General features: G+C 40.8%; 12 protein-coding genes and 3 pseudogenes. 11 read left to right on the forward strand and 4 right to left on the reverse strand.

What is annotated here, in order from left to right; all coding sequences use genetic code 11:
* Positions 1–35: 35 nt before the first annotated feature.
* Positions 36–197 (reverse strand): annotated as a pseudogene (locus tag OSJ91_RS10860) (transposase); the annotation flags it as partial.
* Positions 197–426, reverse strand: a pseudogene (locus tag OSJ91_RS10865) (transposase); the annotation flags it as partial. The pseudogenes OSJ91_RS10865 and OSJ91_RS10860, both read right to left, overlap by 1 nt.
* Before the next feature lie 434 nt (positions 427–860).
* On the opposite strand from OSJ91_RS10865, the gene OSJ91_RS10870 reads away from it, so the two are divergent.
* Together OSJ91_RS10870 and OSJ91_RS10875 are read left to right on the forward strand one after the other, a co-directional pair.
* Complete coding sequence (locus tag OSJ91_RS10870; RefSeq protein WP_350302223.1) at positions 861–2,006, forward strand: exonuclease SbcCD subunit D; 1,146 nt, start codon at positions 861–863, stop codon at positions 2,004–2,006.
* Positions 2,003–5,134: an AAA family ATPase gene (locus tag OSJ91_RS10875; RefSeq protein ID WP_485891540.1), complete on the forward strand. Its 3,132-nt coding sequence runs from the start codon at positions 2,003–2,005 to the stop codon at positions 5,132–5,134. The genes OSJ91_RS10870 and OSJ91_RS10875 overlap by 4 nt, the downstream gene beginning before the upstream one ends.
* Positions 5,135–5,198: 64 nt before the next feature.
* Here OSJ91_RS10875 and OSJ91_RS10880 read toward each other — a convergent pair whose 3' ends face one another.
* Positions 5,199–5,606, reverse strand: coding sequence for an Hsp20/alpha crystallin family protein (locus OSJ91_RS10880; RefSeq protein WP_170971631.1), 408 nt, complete (start codon positions 5,604–5,606; stop codon positions 5,199–5,201).
* Between the two features lie 988 nt (positions 5,607–6,594).
* Between OSJ91_RS10880 and OSJ91_RS10885 the strand changes: the two genes are divergently transcribed.
* From OSJ91_RS10885 to OSJ91_RS10915, 7 genes are all read left to right on the forward strand, one after another.
* Positions 6,595–8,196: a long-chain-fatty-acid--CoA ligase gene (locus OSJ91_RS10885; protein WP_413016951.1), complete on the forward strand. Its 1,602-nt coding sequence runs from the start codon at positions 6,595–6,597 to the stop codon at positions 8,194–8,196.
* A 93-nt stretch (positions 8,197–8,289) separates the two neighbouring features.
* Positions 8,290–9,558 carry an MFS transporter gene (locus OSJ91_RS10890; protein ID WP_350302226.1) on the forward strand — a complete coding sequence of 423 codons (1,269 nt, stop codon included), beginning with the start codon at positions 8,290–8,292 and terminating at the stop codon, positions 9,556–9,558.
* 95 nt (positions 9,559–9,653) lie between these two features.
* Positions 9,654–10,826 carry a thiolase family protein gene (locus OSJ91_RS10895; protein ID WP_485891541.1) on the forward strand — a complete coding sequence of 391 codons (1,173 nt, stop codon included), beginning with the start codon at positions 9,654–9,656 and terminating at the stop codon, positions 10,824–10,826.
* Positions 10,827–10,949: 123 nt separating this feature from the next.
* Entirely contained in the window at positions 10,950–12,098 is a 1,149-nt protein-coding gene (locus OSJ91_RS10900; protein ID WP_137018020.1) for an acyl-CoA dehydrogenase family protein, read from the forward strand.
* Positions 12,099–12,167: 69 nt separating this feature from the next.
* Positions 12,168–13,352 carry a thiolase family protein gene (locus tag OSJ91_RS10905; protein WP_350302228.1) on the forward strand — a complete coding sequence of 395 codons (1,185 nt, stop codon included), beginning with the start codon at positions 12,168–12,170 and terminating at the stop codon, positions 13,350–13,352.
* A gap of 86 nt (positions 13,353–13,438) precedes the next feature.
* Positions 13,439–13,843: a PaaI family thioesterase gene (locus tag OSJ91_RS10910; protein WP_413016959.1), complete on the forward strand. Its 405-nt coding sequence runs from the start codon at positions 13,439–13,441 to the stop codon at positions 13,841–13,843.
* Positions 13,844–13,905: 62 nt separating this feature from the next.
* A complete protein-coding gene (locus OSJ91_RS10915) occupies positions 13,906–15,513 on the forward strand; it encodes a long-chain-fatty-acid--CoA ligase (protein ID WP_485891542.1) in 1,608 nt (535 codons plus the stop codon).
* A gap of 95 nt (positions 15,514–15,608) precedes the next feature.
* Here the strand turns inward: OSJ91_RS10915 and OSJ91_RS10920 are convergent, their stop codons facing one another.
* Complete coding sequence (locus OSJ91_RS10920) at positions 15,609–16,361, reverse strand: hypothetical protein (protein WP_413016963.1); 753 nt, start codon at positions 16,359–16,361, stop codon at positions 15,609–15,611.
* A gap of 261 nt (positions 16,362–16,622) precedes the next feature.
* On the opposite strand from OSJ91_RS10920, the pseudogene OSJ91_RS10925 reads away from it, so the two are divergent.
* Together OSJ91_RS10925 and OSJ91_RS10930 are read left to right on the forward strand one after the other, a co-directional pair.
* A pseudogene (locus OSJ91_RS10925) lies at positions 16,623–16,739 on the forward strand (ATP-binding cassette domain-containing protein); the annotation flags it as partial.
* Between the two features lie 308 nt (positions 16,740–17,047).
* Positions 17,048–18,367 carry a helix-turn-helix domain-containing protein gene (locus OSJ91_RS10930; RefSeq protein WP_413016965.1) on the forward strand — a complete coding sequence of 440 codons (1,320 nt, stop codon included), beginning with the start codon at positions 17,048–17,050 and terminating at the stop codon, positions 18,365–18,367.
* Positions 18,368–18,387: the final 20 nt, after the last annotated feature.

The raw sequence follows: 18,387 nt of genomic DNA on the forward strand, positions 1-18,387 counted from the left end.
AAGGTTAAGAGATTTGGACTCTTCGAGCCACTAGGTTATGCTATTTTAGGACCTAGCCATGTCCACATGGCCATCTTCTTTAAATTAATGGCAGCGAAAGTAAGCATCGCTTGCATCGACAATTTTTTAAGTCCCCTTAAAGTAGTACAACGCATACCTTGCTTTTCTTTTGCATCCGCGAATACACACTTAATAGTCGCATGGAACGAATAGCGAAGGTATATTGAATGAATATCAGTTTAACTAAAATAACTGGGCATTACTTCGGCGTCTTACCTCTGAATACATATCTTTAACCAAGTCATGAATGAAAGTGAAGTCAATGGAAGCCTCAATTTTACGAACCAAATGGTTCGCCGGCACCAGTTGATCAAAAGTAATCATTTCAAGTTGATCTCGTTGAATAGAATGATGTTTCGAAAACATCCTCATCAGCTCAAGTTTTAATAGATTTATTTTAAAACAAAAAAGACTGTAGGCAAAAGGAGTTCTATTTAAATTTTTAAACATAGTTGATTGGAACGGAAGGTGCGAGACTCCTGCGGGAATAGCGAGTCTAAGGGAGACCCCACAGGCGCGAGTGCGCCGAGGAGGCTCCCGGACCGCCCGCGGAAAGCGAGTGCCCTACGTTCCAATCAACGTCAAAATTTGTACAAGCAAAAAAAATGTATACAAACTCGATTTTCATCGAGTTTGTATATAGTCAGAAGCAGACTCTTTTGGAGTTTGCTTTTTTTATTCTGAATAATTCAAAAGAATGGTGCGGTGTGGTAAAAATTAGAACGTCTGTACCCAAACCATGCTATTCGTAAAATTTTTGATATAATAATAGTAAGTAAAAATTAGGACGGAGTGAAACTATGAAATTTATCCATACGGCTGATTGGCATTTAGGGAAAATCGTTCACGGGGTACATATGACAGATGACCAAAGGCATGCGCTCTTGCAATTCATAGAAATTGTCGAAGAGGAAAAACCGGATGCGGTTGTGATCGCCGGTGATCTTTATGATCGTTCCGTTCCGCCGACTGAAGCGGTGGAGCTTCTTGATGAAATCCTTTATACGATTAATGTGAAAATGAATACACCGATCGTTGCGATATCGGGAAACCATGATTCTGCGGAAAGGCTTGCATTCGGTTCATCATGGTATCGTCATAGTCAGTTATACATTCATGGGAAATTGACAAAAACATGTGAGCCGGTTCGCATCAAAGGCGTGAACTTTTATTGTGTTCCATATGCAGAACCCGGGACGGTTCGCCATCTTTTTGAAGATGATAGTATCCATTCCCATCAAGAAGCGATGAAGCGGATAACCGGAACGATTGCTGAGAATTTCAATAAGGATGAGCCAAATGTCTTCGTAGGACATGCTTTTGTATTAGGCGGAAAAACGAGCGATTCGGAAAGGGTCTTGTCGGTAGGTGGTTCTGGCTGTGTTTCATCCGACTTATTCGATGCGTTTGATTATACGGCACTTGGGCATTTACATAGTCCAGACGCGATACGTCATCCTAAGGTGTTTTACTCTGGATCACTATTAAAATATTCTTTTTCCGAGGCCAAGCAGAATAAGTCGCTTTCCATCGTCGATATGCAAGAAGATGGAAGCTTTGATATACGCTATCGTTCTTTGGCACCCAAGTTCGATATGAGGGAAATATCCGGATCGATGGAAGAGTTGCTTGATCCCGATTTTTATCAATCGCAAAAAAGGGATGACTATTTAAAAATAACACTAAATGATGAAGGGGCACTCATCGATCCCATTAATCGCTTGCGCCAGATTTATCCGAACGTACTACATCTAGAACGTAAATGGGATTTGACCGACCTTAGGAGAAAAAATTCCTTCTCTTCAGTAAAAGATGAACGGAAATCGGAATTGGACCTGTTCGAGACGTTTTATCAAGAAATGACAGATCGGGCCTTTGATTCCAAAAAGCAGGATTTGATGGTTTCGGTAATTGAAGCTGTTAAGAAAGAGGAGGCTTTGAAATGAGACCGGATATTTTAACGATGCAGGCATTCGGACCATATGCAGGAAGGGAAACCATTGATTTTAATTCCCTTGGAGAACGGACCATGTTTGTTATTTCTGGAAAGACAGGCGCAGGGAAAACAACGATATTTGATGGGATTAGTTTTGCGATATATGGTAAAGCCAGCGGTGAAGATCGTAGCGGGCAAGATTTGCGAAGTCAGTTTGCCGAAGATGATATGTTGACGGAAGTCTCATTACAATTTACCCTGCGTGGAAAAACGTATTTGGTGACCCGGTCGCCGCAGCAGGAACGCAAGAAAAAAGCAGGTGAAGGAACAACAACGGTTGGAGCAAAGGCTGAATTATATGAGATATTGGCCGAAGGAAAAAAATTGCTGGGTGCAAATGTGCGAGAAGTTGAAGAAAAAATAAAAGTGCTGATTGGACTTGATGCGAATCAATTCCGGCAAATCCTGATGATTCCTCAGAATGAATTCCGAAAACTGTTAACTTCCGACAGCAAGGATAAGGAACAGATCCTTCAGAAATTATTTCATACTGAACTTTATAAACGAATAGAAGAAAAATTAAAAGAAGAGGCTTCCATCCTAAGAAAGCAAAGTGAAAAAAGTGCTCAACGAAGAATTGAATTAATGAAAAGCATCCAGCCTGGCAATCATGAAGAATTGCAGGCGCAATTACAAGGGGAAGAGCCTAATGAACAGCAGGTCTTGCCCTTGTTACGGGAAGTCATTTTGCAAGCAACAGAAAAAAATGAGTATATAAATAAACAAATACAGGAAAAGCAAAAAGCTCGTGATCAAGTAAATCAAGAACTTTCAAAAGCTGTCGATTTATTGAATCGATTTTCGGAAAAAGAAACACTGCGAAAAGAAAAGGAGGCTCTTGAAGCAAAGCTGCCAGAAATGGAACTAGTGAAAGTCCAAATAAAAATGGCACACAAAGCGGCATCGCTTGAAAAGCAGGAACAATACTATTTGCGTATCGGCAAACAAGTACAAGATGCTAATGCCGAACTTCAAAAGTTAAGTGAGCAGTCCGAGAAGTTACGGGCTGAGCGCATTGAGAAGCAGGATTCCTATGATAAGGAAATGTTGAAGGAAAATGAAAGAGAGCAGGCAGTCCGAACTGTTCATCAGCTTGAGCAGGTAAAAGAGGCTGTCATGACTTTTGCAAGCTTGAAAGCACAGGTTACTTTAGACGAAAAAGAGTGGCAAACGAGTAAAAGACTTCGTGAAAAAACTGTTTCGGAACATTTGTCGATTGAAGCGGAAGCAGAGAAAGTCGCTCAAGAAAAAACAGAAGCGGAAAAAGCCGCTGTCCTTTATCGTGATCAGGAAATTGAAGCAGAAAGAAATAATTCATCGTTATCGAAAATTAAAAAGCTTCAAGAAGTTCTTAATGAAATCACTAATACGAAACGGGTTCTGGATGAAAAGAATAATCGGTTCCATGAGTTACAAAGAATACAAACTCAGGAGAAGGAAAAACTGGAAACCCTGAATCGAAACTGGCGATCAGGACAAGCGGGTATGCTTGCCTCCATGCTGCACTCTGGAGAAAATTGTCCTGTTTGCGGTTCGCAAAGTCATCCAAAACCTGCGCAAATGCATGAGCATATGCCGACAGATTTGGAAATGAAAGAGCAAGAAAACAAACTGAAATCTGCGGAACAACAAAAAAGCCAAGCGGAAAGTGAATATTATCAAGCGAAATCCAAATATGATGCACTGGGAGAGTCTTCACAAGAAAAGCTTAGTGACTTACAAAATGACATGCCGGAGTTTAGGTTTGAGGATATTGAAGAGCATTTGACACAGTTTGTACAAAAAGGAAAAGTGCTGCAAGAGCAGCTAAAGGAATTGATGAGGAAAAAGTCTGTATTCAATGATCTGGAAAAAAGGTTGCTGGATTTAAAAGGCAAGTCAACCCAGCTAAAGGAGAATCTGACCTCTTTAGAAAGAAAAGAGGACGAAGGGAAAACCAGGTATATTGAAAACTCTACAAAACTAACAGGATTAACCGATTCCCTGCCAGACGGAATACGGACAGAGGAAGAATATAATGCTGCTTACCAAATGGCTGTAAAAACACAGAAACGCTTACAATCAGCCTTGGAAGATGCACAAAAAAACCTTCAACTGGTGAAGGAAAGAGAATCGGCCATCATTGCAAAAACAGAATCCTTAAGTGGAAATATAGAGGCTTTCAAGACAGAATTGAAAGAGGAGCGGGAAAAGTTAATTACGGAAATGTCCAATCAGGGCTTTTCCAATTATAAAGAATATACGGCAGCAAAAAAATCGGAAGCTGCTCTTGGAAATTTGGAAGACCAAGTTCAGCAGTATAATCAAAATTGGCAAAGTGTATTAAGTCTATTTCATGATTTGGAAATGAAATTAAAAGATGTGACCAAACCGGATCTTGAAGGATTGAGAAAAACTTTCGATTTCATAGATGGAGAATTGGAGTCTTTACGCCTAAATCAGAATGAATTGCAGGCTGAAAAACGGACTAACGAAGAAATCGATAGGAAATTGGCGCAAATCAAGGAAGAACAGAAAAGTTTGGATGAAAGATACAGTATCGTCGGTCATCTGTCTGAGATTTCCAAAGGTCAAAACTCCTTCAAAATAACTTTTGAACGTTATGTACTGGCAGCCTTTTTAGATGATATCCTAAAAGAAGCCAATTCAAGGCTGCTGAAAATGACCAGCGGCAGATATCAGTTATTGCGAAAGCTTGATCCTACACGCAGGAATATCCAGAGCGGTCTGGAGTTATCTGTGTATGATCAATATACAGGACAAGAGAGGCATGTCAAAACCCTTTCGGGAGGAGAGAGCTTTAAGGCCTCCCTTGCACTTGCCTTGGGTCTTGCGGATGTTGTCCAGCAGAATGCTGGCGGAATTTCACTTGAAACGATGTTCATCGATGAAGGTTTCGGTACGCTCGACCCTGAATCACTTGATCATGCAATTGAAGCATTAATGGATATACAAAGCACCGGGAGATTGGTCGGGATAATATCCCATGTCCCGGAATTGAAAGAAAGAATCGATGCCCAGCTTCAAGTCATTTCGACACAAAAAGGAAGTCGGACGTCCTTTTACTTTGCTGGTTAATCAAGAAAAAAGAATGGCTAAGGGGAGGTTCCCCAGGCCATTCTTTTTATTTTTAATGAACGGACTACTCAATGTTAATATCTTCAGCTGTTTTTCCGGGGGAGAACTTATGGATGCGAATCACCAAAATCGGATTCGAGAATTCAGCGGTAATTCTGCGTGAGCAAATCGAAAAGGGGAAAGGGATTTTTCTCTGTGTGGGCAGCTTATCTTCTTTTTTTTCAAGAAATGGCTTATGAGTATCGTCAACTATGATCGATAGCTCATTATCACTTAGGCATACTTTAATATCTTTCACATCATGATCTTCCAAAACCGCTTCCACCATATACTCATCGTCACTTTCGTATATATCAATTGAAAAAAGTTGATGATCCAACGCACAAGTTTCCGGATCCAGAAAAAAACTTTTTACCCATTCATCAAACTTTTCAACCTCATTCATTTGCGATCCATGTTGATTGTCTTGCATGTTGATACCCCCGGTTTTCCTTTGAGGTATTATATGTTGGAGCATGAAGAATGGTGATTGAAAAAGTGAAATTGATGATGATAAAAGATACCGGATAAAAATGAAAAAGCAACCAATGCAAAGGAACGATGGGTATGTGGGTATAAAAGGGAATCAAAAATTAGAAGGAATTCAATAAAAAAGTGATGACCAATTCTAAATTAGTTGGTCATTTGTTTATAAACAATCAAGTTGTCGATCATGTCATTAAAGTTAATACAATTAAAAATGTCATATTAAATGTATTTTTTAAATAATTCACCAAAAATAATTGCAACCCTGAAAATACCTTGGATCTGTTTCCTCTTAAGCAAACTTTGTTATAAATTCAGCAGAACCAAAACATTTCTGAATGGTCAACTCTTATATTTATGTTGCAATGAAATGGAAGATACTTGTTTCACTCAAGCTCTTATAAGGACCTATATCGGCCGGTTAATATATAAACAACTAGGTATATAAGTATAATGGGCCAAGCATAAATTACAAACTTTATTTGAAAGTCTATAAAGTTTGTCTCCGTAGAATCAACTAACATATATAGAGCTGAAATAACTGGTGGAATTAATACACTCGTAAGCAAAGTTTAAAAAAATATTACACTTGCCCACCCTTAGCTGGATGGGCTTTTCAAATTTTATAATACAGCATGGATAAGGTCTAAATCACGATTTGTGAGTAGTTATAATCTATAATATGGTAAAAACCTATTTTTTAATATCGTTAGAAAACCAATAAGAGCCTATTTAAATTCAAAAATGAATTATTGGCATTTTCGATGAATCCTCTACAGAAAGGCATTATATGCTAATAAAATTCATTAATGAATTGAATGTTATTGATACTAAGCGATTTTACACAAAAGTAGGACTTGGCATGCAAGTTGCATAATCATATAAGTATAAAACAAACATGCACGATATGAAATTCGTTTATGTGTGGAGGGATAATGGTGCGAAAAACGATAAATAAACCATGGGAGCAATGGTATGTTGAAAGAATGAAATCTATGAAGCTACCGGAAATATCCGTCTATTCACTGCTTGATATAACAGCAAGTAAGTTTCCACACCATACAGCCATCATTTATGAAGACCAGTCAATGGATTATAAGAATTTAAAATTGCAGGTAGACAAACTTGCTGGTAAATGGAGAGAAATGGGCTTTGTTAAAGGTGAACGGATTGGTCTGATGATGGCAAACCACCCTTATTTCATTATCAGTTATTACGCTGCCCAGGCACTAGGTCTGTTGGTAGTCCAAATTAATCCCATGTATAAACCGCGGGAACTATTGCAAATTTTAATAGACTCAAATACCAAGAATATTGTATTTGACCATACGGCCGCAGTTACAATCGAAGAAACGAAAGCGATATATGAATTTGATGTTTGCATTGATACGGAGAAAGATCAAAACGGGTCTTATTCCCTTCAAACGATGATTAAGACCGGTGACGCCATTAAGAAGCCCGAAATGATAAGCCCTCATGAAGATACTGCAGTCATCCAATATACTGGTGGCACCACTGGGAAGATGAAGGGTGTCATGCTCACTCACCATAATTTAACCTCCAATGTCGTGCAGAGCTTTGAAATGTATGGTGATTCCTTGAAACCTGGCGAAGAAATCGTTTTGGCAGCTACGCCCCTTTACCATGTTTATGCCATGACAAGTGCAATGAATCTCGGTATCTATATTGGAGCTGCCATCCTCTTATTTCCCAAATTCGAACTTGAAGATGTACTTGCAAAAATAAAAAAGCATCGTCCGACATTCTTTCCAGGAGTTCCAAAAATGTATAATGCATTTGTCAATCATCCTGGAATTGAAAATTATGGACTGAATTGTTTAAAAAGCTGTTCTTGTGGATCGGCGCCCCTGCCGGTTGAAGTAATTAAGCGATTTGAGGAGCTGACCGGTGCCAAAATCGGAGAGGGTTTCGGTTTGTCGGAGGCCTCACCTTCCACTCATCGTAATCCGCCTTTCGGAAAAAGGAAAATAGGAAGCATTGGCATCCCTTTTCCAGGCACGGACTGTATGATCATTGACGATGAAAATAATGAAGTGCCTAACACATGCGTCGGGGAGTTGCTCATAAAAGGCCCGCAAATCATGAAGGGTTATTGGAATAACGAAGCCGAAACCAAAAAGGCCCTACAGAATGACTGGCTATATACTGGCGATCTTGCTGTGATGGATGACGAAGGTTATTTCTATATCGTCGGCAGGAAAAAAGAAATGATCATCGTCGGCGGATTCAATATTTACCCCCAGGAGGTAGAAGGGGTTCTGTATGAACATCCGGCAGTTAAAGAGGCAGCTGTGGTGGGCATCCCCCATAAAGAAAAAGGTGAAATAGTGAAAGCATTCATCGTACCTAAAGAAAGCGCTTCCGTGGATCTTGAAGAAATAGAAGGATATTGTTATACCCAATTGACGCCTTATAAGGTACCAAAAGTATTTGAATTGAGAAAAGAACTTCCGCGAAATACAGTGGGTAAACTTTTAAAAAGATTGTTAGTTAAAGAGGAATTAGAAAAGGATTGAAAGAGGGGGAATATGGTTCCAACATCTAAGTTGAAGCTTACGTTGGAAGGCATGCCAGTTTGTGAACAAAAATAAAGAAGAGGAGGGATTCATATGCGGTGGGTTGTTCTCATTCTATTATTCTTTGGAGCCGTCATCAATTTTGCAGATAAATCGATCGTAGGTCTCGCAGCTGTTCCCATCATGAAGGAATTCAATCTTACCTATGCGGAGTGGGGTCTTGTTGGAAGCAGTTATTATTGGCTATACCCAGTAACAGGGATTTTTGGGGCAGCATGGGCTGATCGGCTGGGGGCTAAAAAAGTGCTTGGGTTCATCATGCTGACATGGACCGTTTTGCAATTCGGGGTCTTAGCCATCACTGCTCTTCCATTATTAATTCTATACAGGATTTTGCTGGGTGCATTCGAAGGGCCTTATAGCCCAATTGCTTACAGTCATGCCGATAAGTGGTTTCCGCCAAAACTGAAAGGCTTTGCCAATTCGGTAGTTGTTGGCGGAGGAACCGTTGGTGCGATGATCGTGGCACCGATCCTCGTTTCCTTAATTACGATATTCGGCTGGAAGGTTGCCTTTGCAGCACTTGGTGCAGCAAGCCTTGTTTGGTTCTTCCTCTTTCAATTTTTAACAAAGGAAAATCCGGTTGAAGTATACGAAAATGTACAAAAGAAAAAGAAACAAAAACTGGAAAAAATAAAAGTGAAAGACTTTTTGCTGCTATTGGCTTCACCTACTGCTTTGTTTACTACGCTCGCTTATTTTTCAACGTATATTTTAGTTGTTTGGTTTTCTGTTTGGCTCCCGATTTATTTAGTGGAAGCCGTAAAAATGTCTCCAGGTCAAATGGGAACCAGCGTTGCGATAATCGGAGTCGTTTCCGTATGTATTTATATGGGTGTTTCGATGGCTTCCGATCATTTATTCAAGAAGAACCAGAATTGGCGATCATCAAGGGTATTCGTCGTCGCGGGCGCCATGATTCTTGGTGCATTGTTCTTTTCCTCAATCATGGTATTTCAAAATCCAATCTGGGTGATAGTCGCCATGTGTTTAGCAAAGGGCCTTACATATGCCATCTTACCGATCGGACCAACGATCATGATCAATGAAATGCAGGAGCGGGGGGGATTGATGACTAGCATCTTAACATCATCAGGAAATCTAGCGGGAATTGTTGCGCCTCTATTAACTGGCTATATCATAAGTTTAGCTGGAGGAAATCAACTATTAGGTTATAACCTTTCGATATTGTTCATGGCAATCCTTGTCCTGGCTTTTGGCATCCTGTTTGCGATATTCGTTAAACCGGCCGGGAAACTTAAAAATAAAAGGTCTGATAACTTTGACCTTAAGTCCTCATAAGCAGGGTCGAACCTGCTAACATTCAATGAAACTAGTGAAGAGAAGGAATGCCTTCAAATAATGGTGTGAATATAAGGAAAAGGAGCGGATGGGAAATGAATAGAGATGCTGTCATAGTTTCTGCAGTTCGAACAGCAATTGGAAAGCAGGGAGGTGCACTTGCATCGGTTCCTGCCCATGTTTTTGGAGCAGAAGTGATGAAAGAAGCCTTGAAACGAGCGAATGTCGAACCTCGAATGATAGATGATGTAATCATGGGGAATGTGTTAAGCGGGGGTGGAAACATTGCCAGGTTAACTGCACTCGAAACTGGCCTCTCGATTCATCTTCCGGGACTGACTGTCGACCGTCAATGCGGCTCGGGAATAAATGCTGTCAACTTGGCTGCACAAGCAATCCGGGCTGGCGAAGGCGATGTCTATATCGCCGGTGGGGTCGAGAGCATGAGCAGGGCGCCATACTTGATGGACCGACCGGAAAAACCATACAGTTCAAAGCCACCGCAGTTCAGAAAGTCCCGGTTGTCCCCGAAAGCGATCGGCGATCCTCCGATGGGAATCACGGCTGAAAACTTAGCGGAAAAATATGAGGTCAGCAGGGAAGAACAAGATGAATTCGCTCTGCAAAGCCAAAAAAATATGGCCAGAGCCGTGGAAGAGGGCCGTTTCAATGAGCAAATTACGCCTATTTACATTCCCGTCAGAAAAGGTGACGATGTCGAATTTAAATTGGATGAACATCCACGACCGCAAATAACGAAAGAGGGGCTAGCCAAATTATCACCTGCTTTTTTAGAAGGCGGGTACGTGACTGCAGGCAATAGTTCGGGATTGAATGATGCCGCATCAGCATTGGTCATCATGTCGAGGGAAAAAGCGGTGGAATTGGGGATTAAGCCTTTAGCGACGATCAGGGCACAGGCCGTTGCAGGGGTAGATCCAAATTATATGGGAATAGGACCTGTTCCAGCTATAAGAAAGGTAATGGATAAATCAGGGCTTTTCTTAAATGAAATGGACATCATTGAAATTAATGAAGCATTCGCCGCTCAAGTCATTGCTTGCAATCGGGAGCTTGATATGAATCCCGCCAGAGTGAATGTGAACGGGGGAGCCATTGCACATGGACACCCACTTGGTGCGACGGGTGCCATCCTCATTACGAAAGCGGTTTATGAATTGAAGCGTTCTGCCGGAAGGTTTGCTCTTATTACGGCTTGCATTGGAGGCGGACAGGGAATTGCTACGATAATTGAACGTGAAGCTTGATTTTGTAAGTGTGTTTAGCCCGTTAAATGGTTAGAAAACACAGCATTCAGCTCTATATGCCCTATTAAGAAAACTTGTACAATGGCTGCTATACATGAACAGACCTAAGGAGGAAATAAACTCATGACAATCACTTTAACCAAGGAAATGCAGCAAATGAAGGAAATGATCCGTAATTTTGTTGAAAGGGAAGTGGAACCCTACGCCATACAAATTGAAGAAGAAGATGCCATCCCTGAGCATTTGGTGGAAAAAGCAAAAGACCTTGGCTTATTCGGGATAAGCATCCCCGAACAATACGGTGGAATTGGCTTAAATTCGGTGGGAAAGGCTACCGTATTAGAGCAGTTAGGAAGGACACATAATGGTTTCGTTTCATTAATAAGCGCTCACACCGGGATTGGAAGTACAGGTTTGGTTAAGCTTGCATCCGAACATTTGAAAAATAAATACTTGCCAGAAATGGCAGCAGGCACGAAAATTGGTGCCTTTGCTTTATCTGAACCCGGAGCGGGATCGGATGCAACCAATTTGGCAACAAGTGCAGAAAAGAAGGGTGATTACTGGGTGATGAACGGGACGAAACATTTCATCACGAATGGGCCGATTGCTGATGTTTATACAGTATTCGCTCTAACGGATAAAGATAAAGGGGCAAAGGGAGGGATTACAGCTTTTTTAGTAGAAAGAGATTTTCCTGGTTTGACTGTCGGCAAAAAGGACAAAAAAATGGGGTTGAGAGGATCATATACCTCACAGGTCATTTTTGAGGATTGTATCATACCCGAAGAAAATGTGATCGGCGAAGTGGGAATGGGATATATCTCTGCCCTTAAAATTTTAGCTGAAGGGCGGGTCGGATTGGCTGCAAGAGCAGTGGGGTCAAGTGGTAAATTAATTGAATTATCAGCCAAATATGCAAAAGAGCGCATTCAATTCGGTAAACCAATCGCAGACAACCAAGCGATTCAATGGATGCTTGCTGATATGGCAACCGAAACGGAAGCCGCAAGGGCATTGACGATGATGGCGGCACAAAAGATTGATGAAGGAAAAAAAGTGATCAAGGAAGCGTCTATGGCAAAACTGTTCGCTTCAGACGTTTTTAATCGGGTGGCGGATAAAGCGGTTCAAATTCATGGCGGAATGGGATATATGGCCGAATATCCAGTTGAACGTTTTTATCGGGATGCCCGCATAACGAAGATCTATGAAGGAACGAATGAAATCCAACGTTTAATCATTGCTAGGAATGTCTTGGAAGAGTGTTAAGTGTTTACTGTTTTATTCGGGCAGGTAATCTTTTGCCCAGGTATCCGGATTTTAAGGGGGAGGAACGAAATGGGTGAAGATATCGTGATCGTGAGTGCTGTACGAACACCAATTGGAAGGTACGGTGGTGCATTTAAAGAGATCAGTTCCGGTCATTTGGCGAGCATTGCCATTAAAGAAGCGATCAAGCGGGCGAATATTGCAGCTGAACAAGTGGATGAAGTCATTTTCGGGGAGGTTAGGCAGACGACCGAATCCTCGAATGTAGCGAGAGTTGCAGCACTGCGCTCAGGAATTCCCGATTCGGCACCGGCTTTTACGGTAAACCGCTTATGTGCATCCGGTATGCAGGCCATTACCTCAGCAGCGCAGCAAATAAGCTCAGGTCAAGCCAATATAGTCGTTGCCGGCGGTACGGAAAGCATGAGCCGCGCACCTCTTTATTTAAGAAGTGCCCGTTTTGGGGGAGACAGGACTAAGCTAGTGGATTCAAATACTGAAGCGGGACAGCAGCCTCAAGAAATTTATGGAAAAGGTTTGGGGATGGGAATCACCGCTGAAAATGTGGCACAGCGATACAACATTTCCAGAGAAGAACAAGATGCCTTTTCAGTGGAAAGTCAACGAAGAGCGGCGAAAGCGATAGAAGAAGGAAAGTTCAAAGATGAGATTGTTCCTGTTCAAGTTTCTGACAGGAAGAGTACGGTTACGATTGAAACGGATGAATATCCGCGCCCGGACACCACAATGGAAAAACTTGCAGGCTTAAAACCGTCATTCAGGGAAAACGGAACAGTCACTGCCGGTAATGCTTGTGGCCGTAATGACGGGGCAGCAGCATTGGTATTAATGAAAGCCAGTGAAGCGGAACGGTTGCAAGTACAGCCAATCGCAAAGATTGTCGATTGGGCGACTGCCGGAGTTTCTCCTGAAGTGATGGGAATTGGTCCAGTACCAGCAGTTGGAAAACTTATGGAGCGTACCGGAAAAAAAGTAGAAGATATTGGGCTTTTCGAATTAAATGAAGCGTTCGCTTCACAGGCGTTGGCAGTAATCAGAGATTTATCGCTAGATGAAAACAAGGTTAATGTAAATGGGGGAGCCATTGCACTTGGGCACCCAGTCGGATCGACGGGCGCCCGGATCGTGACAACGCTAATACATGAACTGATTCGCAGGAAAGAAAGATATGGCGTTGCTACACTTTGTGTTGGCGGCGGACAGGGAATGGCTATCATGATTGAAACGATATAGGTCAACGATAAAGGAGTGGAAACCCCATACGTTTCTGCTCCTTTCCATATATAAGTTGAATTGCGCAAAAGTGAGGGGGAGGAAGATTGCCTGTTGAAGTGGAGGATATTAGGAACCAATTCGAAAGTAGTGCATTCTTTTCACATATAGGGTTTGAAATCATTCGATTTGAAGAAGGGAATGTAACGATAAAGTTAAACGTTGAAGAACATTTACTTAATGTTAATGGAACACTGCACGGAGGCATTCATGCTACCATGCTGGATACCATTCTAGGAATGGTGACACGCTCCGTTACCAAATCTAAAGTCGTGACGACAAGTTTAACTGTACATTATTTAGCCAGCATATCGAGCGGGGAATTGTTTGCGGAAGCAAAAGTCCTTCAAAAAGGATATAAAATTGCCTTTACTGAAGGAGAAATAAAAGATACTGAAGGCAACATCATCGCAAAGGGCACAGGAATTTTTAAAATCATTCGTGATAAATGAGGCAAGGATATCAAGTCGGCTGACAAGTGACTATGCTCCATTTTAATAGAAAAGAATGAGGTGTGAAAAAATTGACTAGAGCTTGGCATGGATTTTATCCGAAAGAAACTCCTGCTGAAATTGACATTCCAACATTGTCATTATATGGACTCCTTGAACGTTCAGCCCAACTTTACCCAACCTGCAAAGCCGTAATAGATGGGGATCGGGAAATGACATATATGGAATTAAAGGATGCCTCAGATCGTTTTGCTGTGAATTTAGACAACCGTGGATTTCAAAAAGACGATCGTATAGCAATCATGCTGCCAAATTGTCTAGAATATATCATTGCCTATTATGCCATTCATCGTTTGGGAGGTATTGTCGTTCAAGTGAACCCGCTGTATCAGTCGGGTGAATTGGATTATATATTACGGGATTCAGAAGCCAATTGGTTCATTGGGCGTGAGGAACAGAGGGGAAAATTAGTGCTAACAAGTTTTTCTGATAGATTAACGTTCATATCTGCCGAGCAATTAATGGAAACTGGAACCGATTTATCAAGGAAAGATAAGGAACTTCCTGCCCTGGCTATCGACCCCAAGGAAGCTGTGGCTGTTCTTCAATATACAGGAGGGACTACAGGGAAATCAAAAGGGGTTATGCTCACGCACTATAATTTGATCTCGAATGTATTTCAAGACTTTGCCTTCACGGCAAATGCGCTACAACTCCAAAGGCCTGGCGAACGGATGCTTGGCTTGACCCCATTATTCCATGTGTTTGGTAATGGACGATTGAATAGTGCCATATATGCCGGATCAACTTATATCACATTAGAGAAATTTGAAATAAATAAGGTGGTAGATTTGATTCGAACACATCGGCCAACCATTTTTCCTGGTGTCCCGACCATGTATATTGCTTTACTGAATCACCCGGATATAACGGCTGACGATTTAAGCTGCTTTAAGTACTGCAGCTGTGGTTCTGCCCCGCTCCCGATAGAAATCATTCAACAGTTCGAAAAAAAATTACGGGTTACAATATTTGAAGGTTTTGGAATGTCGGAAACTTCACCCACTACACACCGCAATCCAGTCATAGGACAGAAAAAACCAGGAAGTATCGGAATTCCATACCCTAATACCGATGCTAAAATCGTCAATCTGAAAACAGGTATTGATGAATTGCCAGCAGGAGAAACAGGCGAACTGATCATTAAAGGTCCGCAAGTAATGAGGGGATATTGGAAAAATCCAGAGGCAACTTCAACAGCTTTGCGAGATGGATGGCTTTACACTGGGGATATCGCGACGATGGATGAAGACGGATATTTTTATATCGTAGGCAGGAAGAAAGATATGATCATTGCAAGCGGTTATAATGTTTATCCAATTGAAGTCGAGGATATTATTTATCAGCATCCAGCCGTAAAAGAGACATGTGTATATGGAGTACCGGATTCATACCGAGGGGAAACGGTAAAAGCGGTTATAGTCTTAAAAAGAGGAAAGTCAGTCTCGGAGCAGGAAATCAGGGAGTATTGCATGCAACGATTGGCCAGATATAAAGTGCCGCGAAGTTTTGAGTTCAGGGAGCAACTGCCAAAATCAGCTGTCGGGAAAATATTGCGTAGAATATTAATGGAGGAAGCAACGCAGAGCCCTACTGCCGGGGAGAGATAAGCATAACAGTTATCGTAAGGGAGCTCAGATGAAACCTTAAATAAGTGAAACCTTTTTTCGAGGTTCCCCTTATTTAGGGTTTATAGACTATAAAACTACTTTCCTTTTAGGGGAATATCAAATGAAGTCCCATCCACCAATAATTCATGAGACTCACCATCCGCTATATCATCGGTAGTGAATGAAAAGGAATCGAGCCGATCTAAGTTTGCCTCGGGATCAACCAATAAACCAATTGTGCCTTTTCTCAATTCTCCTGGTTGGTAATCTGAACGACTTACTTTTTTTGTCCCTATAAAAGTATCCCCCGAATGGATGAAATTTTTAGAAGGCACATCATATGTAAGATCATCATTGAAAGTAACATTTTCCATGCTGAAGAACTGAAGTTCCTTCGAGTCCTTATTTTCAACAGAATAAGTTATCTCTAGAAAAGAAACCTCTTCATCGATATCCGTTTTAGACAACGCCGCCTGTTGATCGATTTCCTCCATGGATAAATTCTCTTTATAATATATCGAATAGGCCTCTTCAAAACTCAATCCCGTATAGGCCTTGAGCTCCTCCTTTGTTTCATCTGTAAGTGATGATAATTGAATCCTGCGGATATCCTTGACTGTGATGACCATGGGTGCCAATTCAAATGACTCATTAATAGACTTCGTTTCTAGTAATGTGAATGTTCCCCAATTTTTTTGGTGAACCTTATCGCCGACTTTTTTTAGATGGATCCCGCCATATTCCTCTACCTCAGGAATTTTGGATTCCTTGGCTTCCGCATTTTTCCCTTTTTCAGTTTTATCGCTCTTGAAATAATTGAAGGCAATTACACTTAAACAAATAAGCAATAATCCAACTATTGCTGAAATGATCCAACTTTTACGAATACTTCATCACTCCTTGTCTTAAACCATTGATGTCAAAGAATAATATACCATTTTTTTTGCATATGGTGGGATTGGGTATCTGAAGAAATTAAAAGGCAGGAGCCCAGTAGATTTCCGGGTACATGTCCTTAAGGCTGCTTATTTAAATAAAATGTCTAACTTTTTGGGTTCACTGGGACGAGGTTACAAATCGTATGCCAGCTACCATTCAGTTAACTATAGTCCCCCCTTGTTCAGGACATTAATTTTGAACTAAAACAAGAAAAGGTACTCGGTCTCGTTGGGGAAAGTGGCAGTGGTAAAACCGTTACAAGTATGTCCATCTTACAGCTACTTGAATGGTTAGTTATTTTCCTATTAATATTTAATCTTAATAGAAAAAATCCTATTCAAAATTCAAGCAAATGGCCAACTGGATAAAGGGAGTTTTAAACTAACGGGGTTTATTTGAAGTGAATATAATGTACGAAGATATAGTATCCTCTAGTGGAAATGGAATGGAGAAAGACCAAATAAATAACTGACTGCTCAAAAAAACGTAATTCGGTCCATTAACAGACATTTACTTTTAATATTTTGATAGTTAAAGTTATAAACAATAATAAAAACTTACTATTCAGTATTATTTGAAAATAGGTGGAGGATGAATGAATACAAAAGTATTAGTTATAGGTCCTTTAGATTTAGTAGAACTAGTGTTTACCATCGGCCAATCGTACTCCGACATTACCATGTTCCCTGCACCGTACAAACATGAACAGGAAACAATAGATGTGATAAAAAAAAGAGTCGATGAGGCGGATGTTTTATTCTTTTTAGGCACCATCCCTTATCAAATAGCAAAGAATCAAAATATTACTAAGCCTATGGTTTTTATTCCTTCAACAGGTACATCTTTGTATCGTACTCTTTTTAAGATCATTACAGAAACCTCATTTAATCCAATTAAGGAACCGTTGAGGATTAGTATAGACACATTGCCAACTAGAGAAGTAAAAGAATGTTTGGAGGATTTAGAAATATATCCAGAAAAGCTGTTTCTGAAATCCGATCAAAAAGCAGATGAATTGGTTCATTTTCATTATGAACTATGGAAAAATAATCAAACTCAAGTGGCAGTTACATGTGTTAAATCCGTATACGAATCGTTAAAAGGGCTAGGGGTGCTAGTATTCAGGGTTGTCCCTACTATGTCTGCTATTCGAACTAGCCTGAATAATGTTCTTTTAGAAGGGAAGGCCCTGCTTCAAAGCGATACACAAATTGCAATTGGAATCCTGCATTTTAATAACTTGCTTTCTTCTTTAAAAAAGCCCATATCAGAATATGGAGAACAGCGAAAAAAGGCTGTACTGCAAAATCTTCTTATAGATTTTTGTGAAGAGGCCCAGGCTATTTTTGATTGGTCAGAACGAGATGAAGTGCGATTTATAACCACTCGGGGCGCCATTGAAAGGACTACCCATAAATATAAAAAAGCTCCGTTGTTAGATGAGATAGCCATGAAAATCGATGTAGAGACCACCATCGGAATAGGATTCGGACATACAGCAAACGAAGCGGAAGTGAGTGCTCGTAAAGCACTTATGAAAGCGAAAGTTAATAAACCGAGTTGCTTTGTGGTTGACATGGATGGAACTGTTTTTGGACCTGTTGGAAAAGATAGGAGATTGAAATATTCCTTGCGGAGTGATGATCCACATCTAATGAACTTAGCAAAAACAGCTGGACTCAGTATTGCAACCATAAACAAATTACTTTCCTTTTGTGAGTACTTTGGCAATAGATGCATCACAGCAAATGATCTTGCTAACGGACTAGGTTTAACCATTAGGAGCGCAAGGAGAATCCTGAATACCCTTGAAAATACGAATCTAGCTGTCATCGTAGGTGAGGAACAGCCCATACACCGGGGAAGACCCCGACAGCTGTATGAATTTCAATTTTCCAAGGAGTCAGTCAGATAGGATTTTTATTAGTCAATACG

It is taken from the genome of Bacillus sp. T-10(2022), from assembly GCF_056502895.1.

Bases quoted from the DNA above. Each gene is read 5' to 3' on its own strand.
- OSJ91_RS10870 (WP_350302223.1), top strand. From the start codon at position 861: ATGAAATTTATCCATACGGCTGATTGGCATTTAGGGAAAATCGTTCAC.
- OSJ91_RS10875 (WP_485891540.1), top strand. From the start codon at position 2,003: ATGAGACCGGATATTTTAACGATGCAGGCATTCGGACCATATGCAGGA.
- OSJ91_RS10880 (WP_170971631.1), bottom strand. From the start codon at position 5,606: ATGCAAGACAATCAACATGGATCGCAAATGAATGAGGTTGAAAAGTTT.
- OSJ91_RS10885 (WP_413016951.1), top strand. From the start codon at position 6,595: ATGGTGCGAAAAACGATAAATAAACCATGGGAGCAATGGTATGTTGAA.
- OSJ91_RS10890 (WP_350302226.1), top strand. From the start codon at position 8,290: ATGCGGTGGGTTGTTCTCATTCTATTATTCTTTGGAGCCGTCATCAAT.
- OSJ91_RS10895 (WP_485891541.1), top strand. From the start codon at position 9,654: ATGAATAGAGATGCTGTCATAGTTTCTGCAGTTCGAACAGCAATTGGA.
- OSJ91_RS10900 (WP_137018020.1), top strand. From the start codon at position 10,950: ATGACAATCACTTTAACCAAGGAAATGCAGCAAATGAAGGAAATGATC.
- OSJ91_RS10905 (WP_350302228.1), top strand. From the start codon at position 12,168: ATGGGTGAAGATATCGTGATCGTGAGTGCTGTACGAACACCAATTGGA.
- OSJ91_RS10930 (WP_413016965.1), top strand. From the start codon at position 17,048: ATGAATACAAAAGTATTAGTTATAGGTCCTTTAGATTTAGTAGAACTA.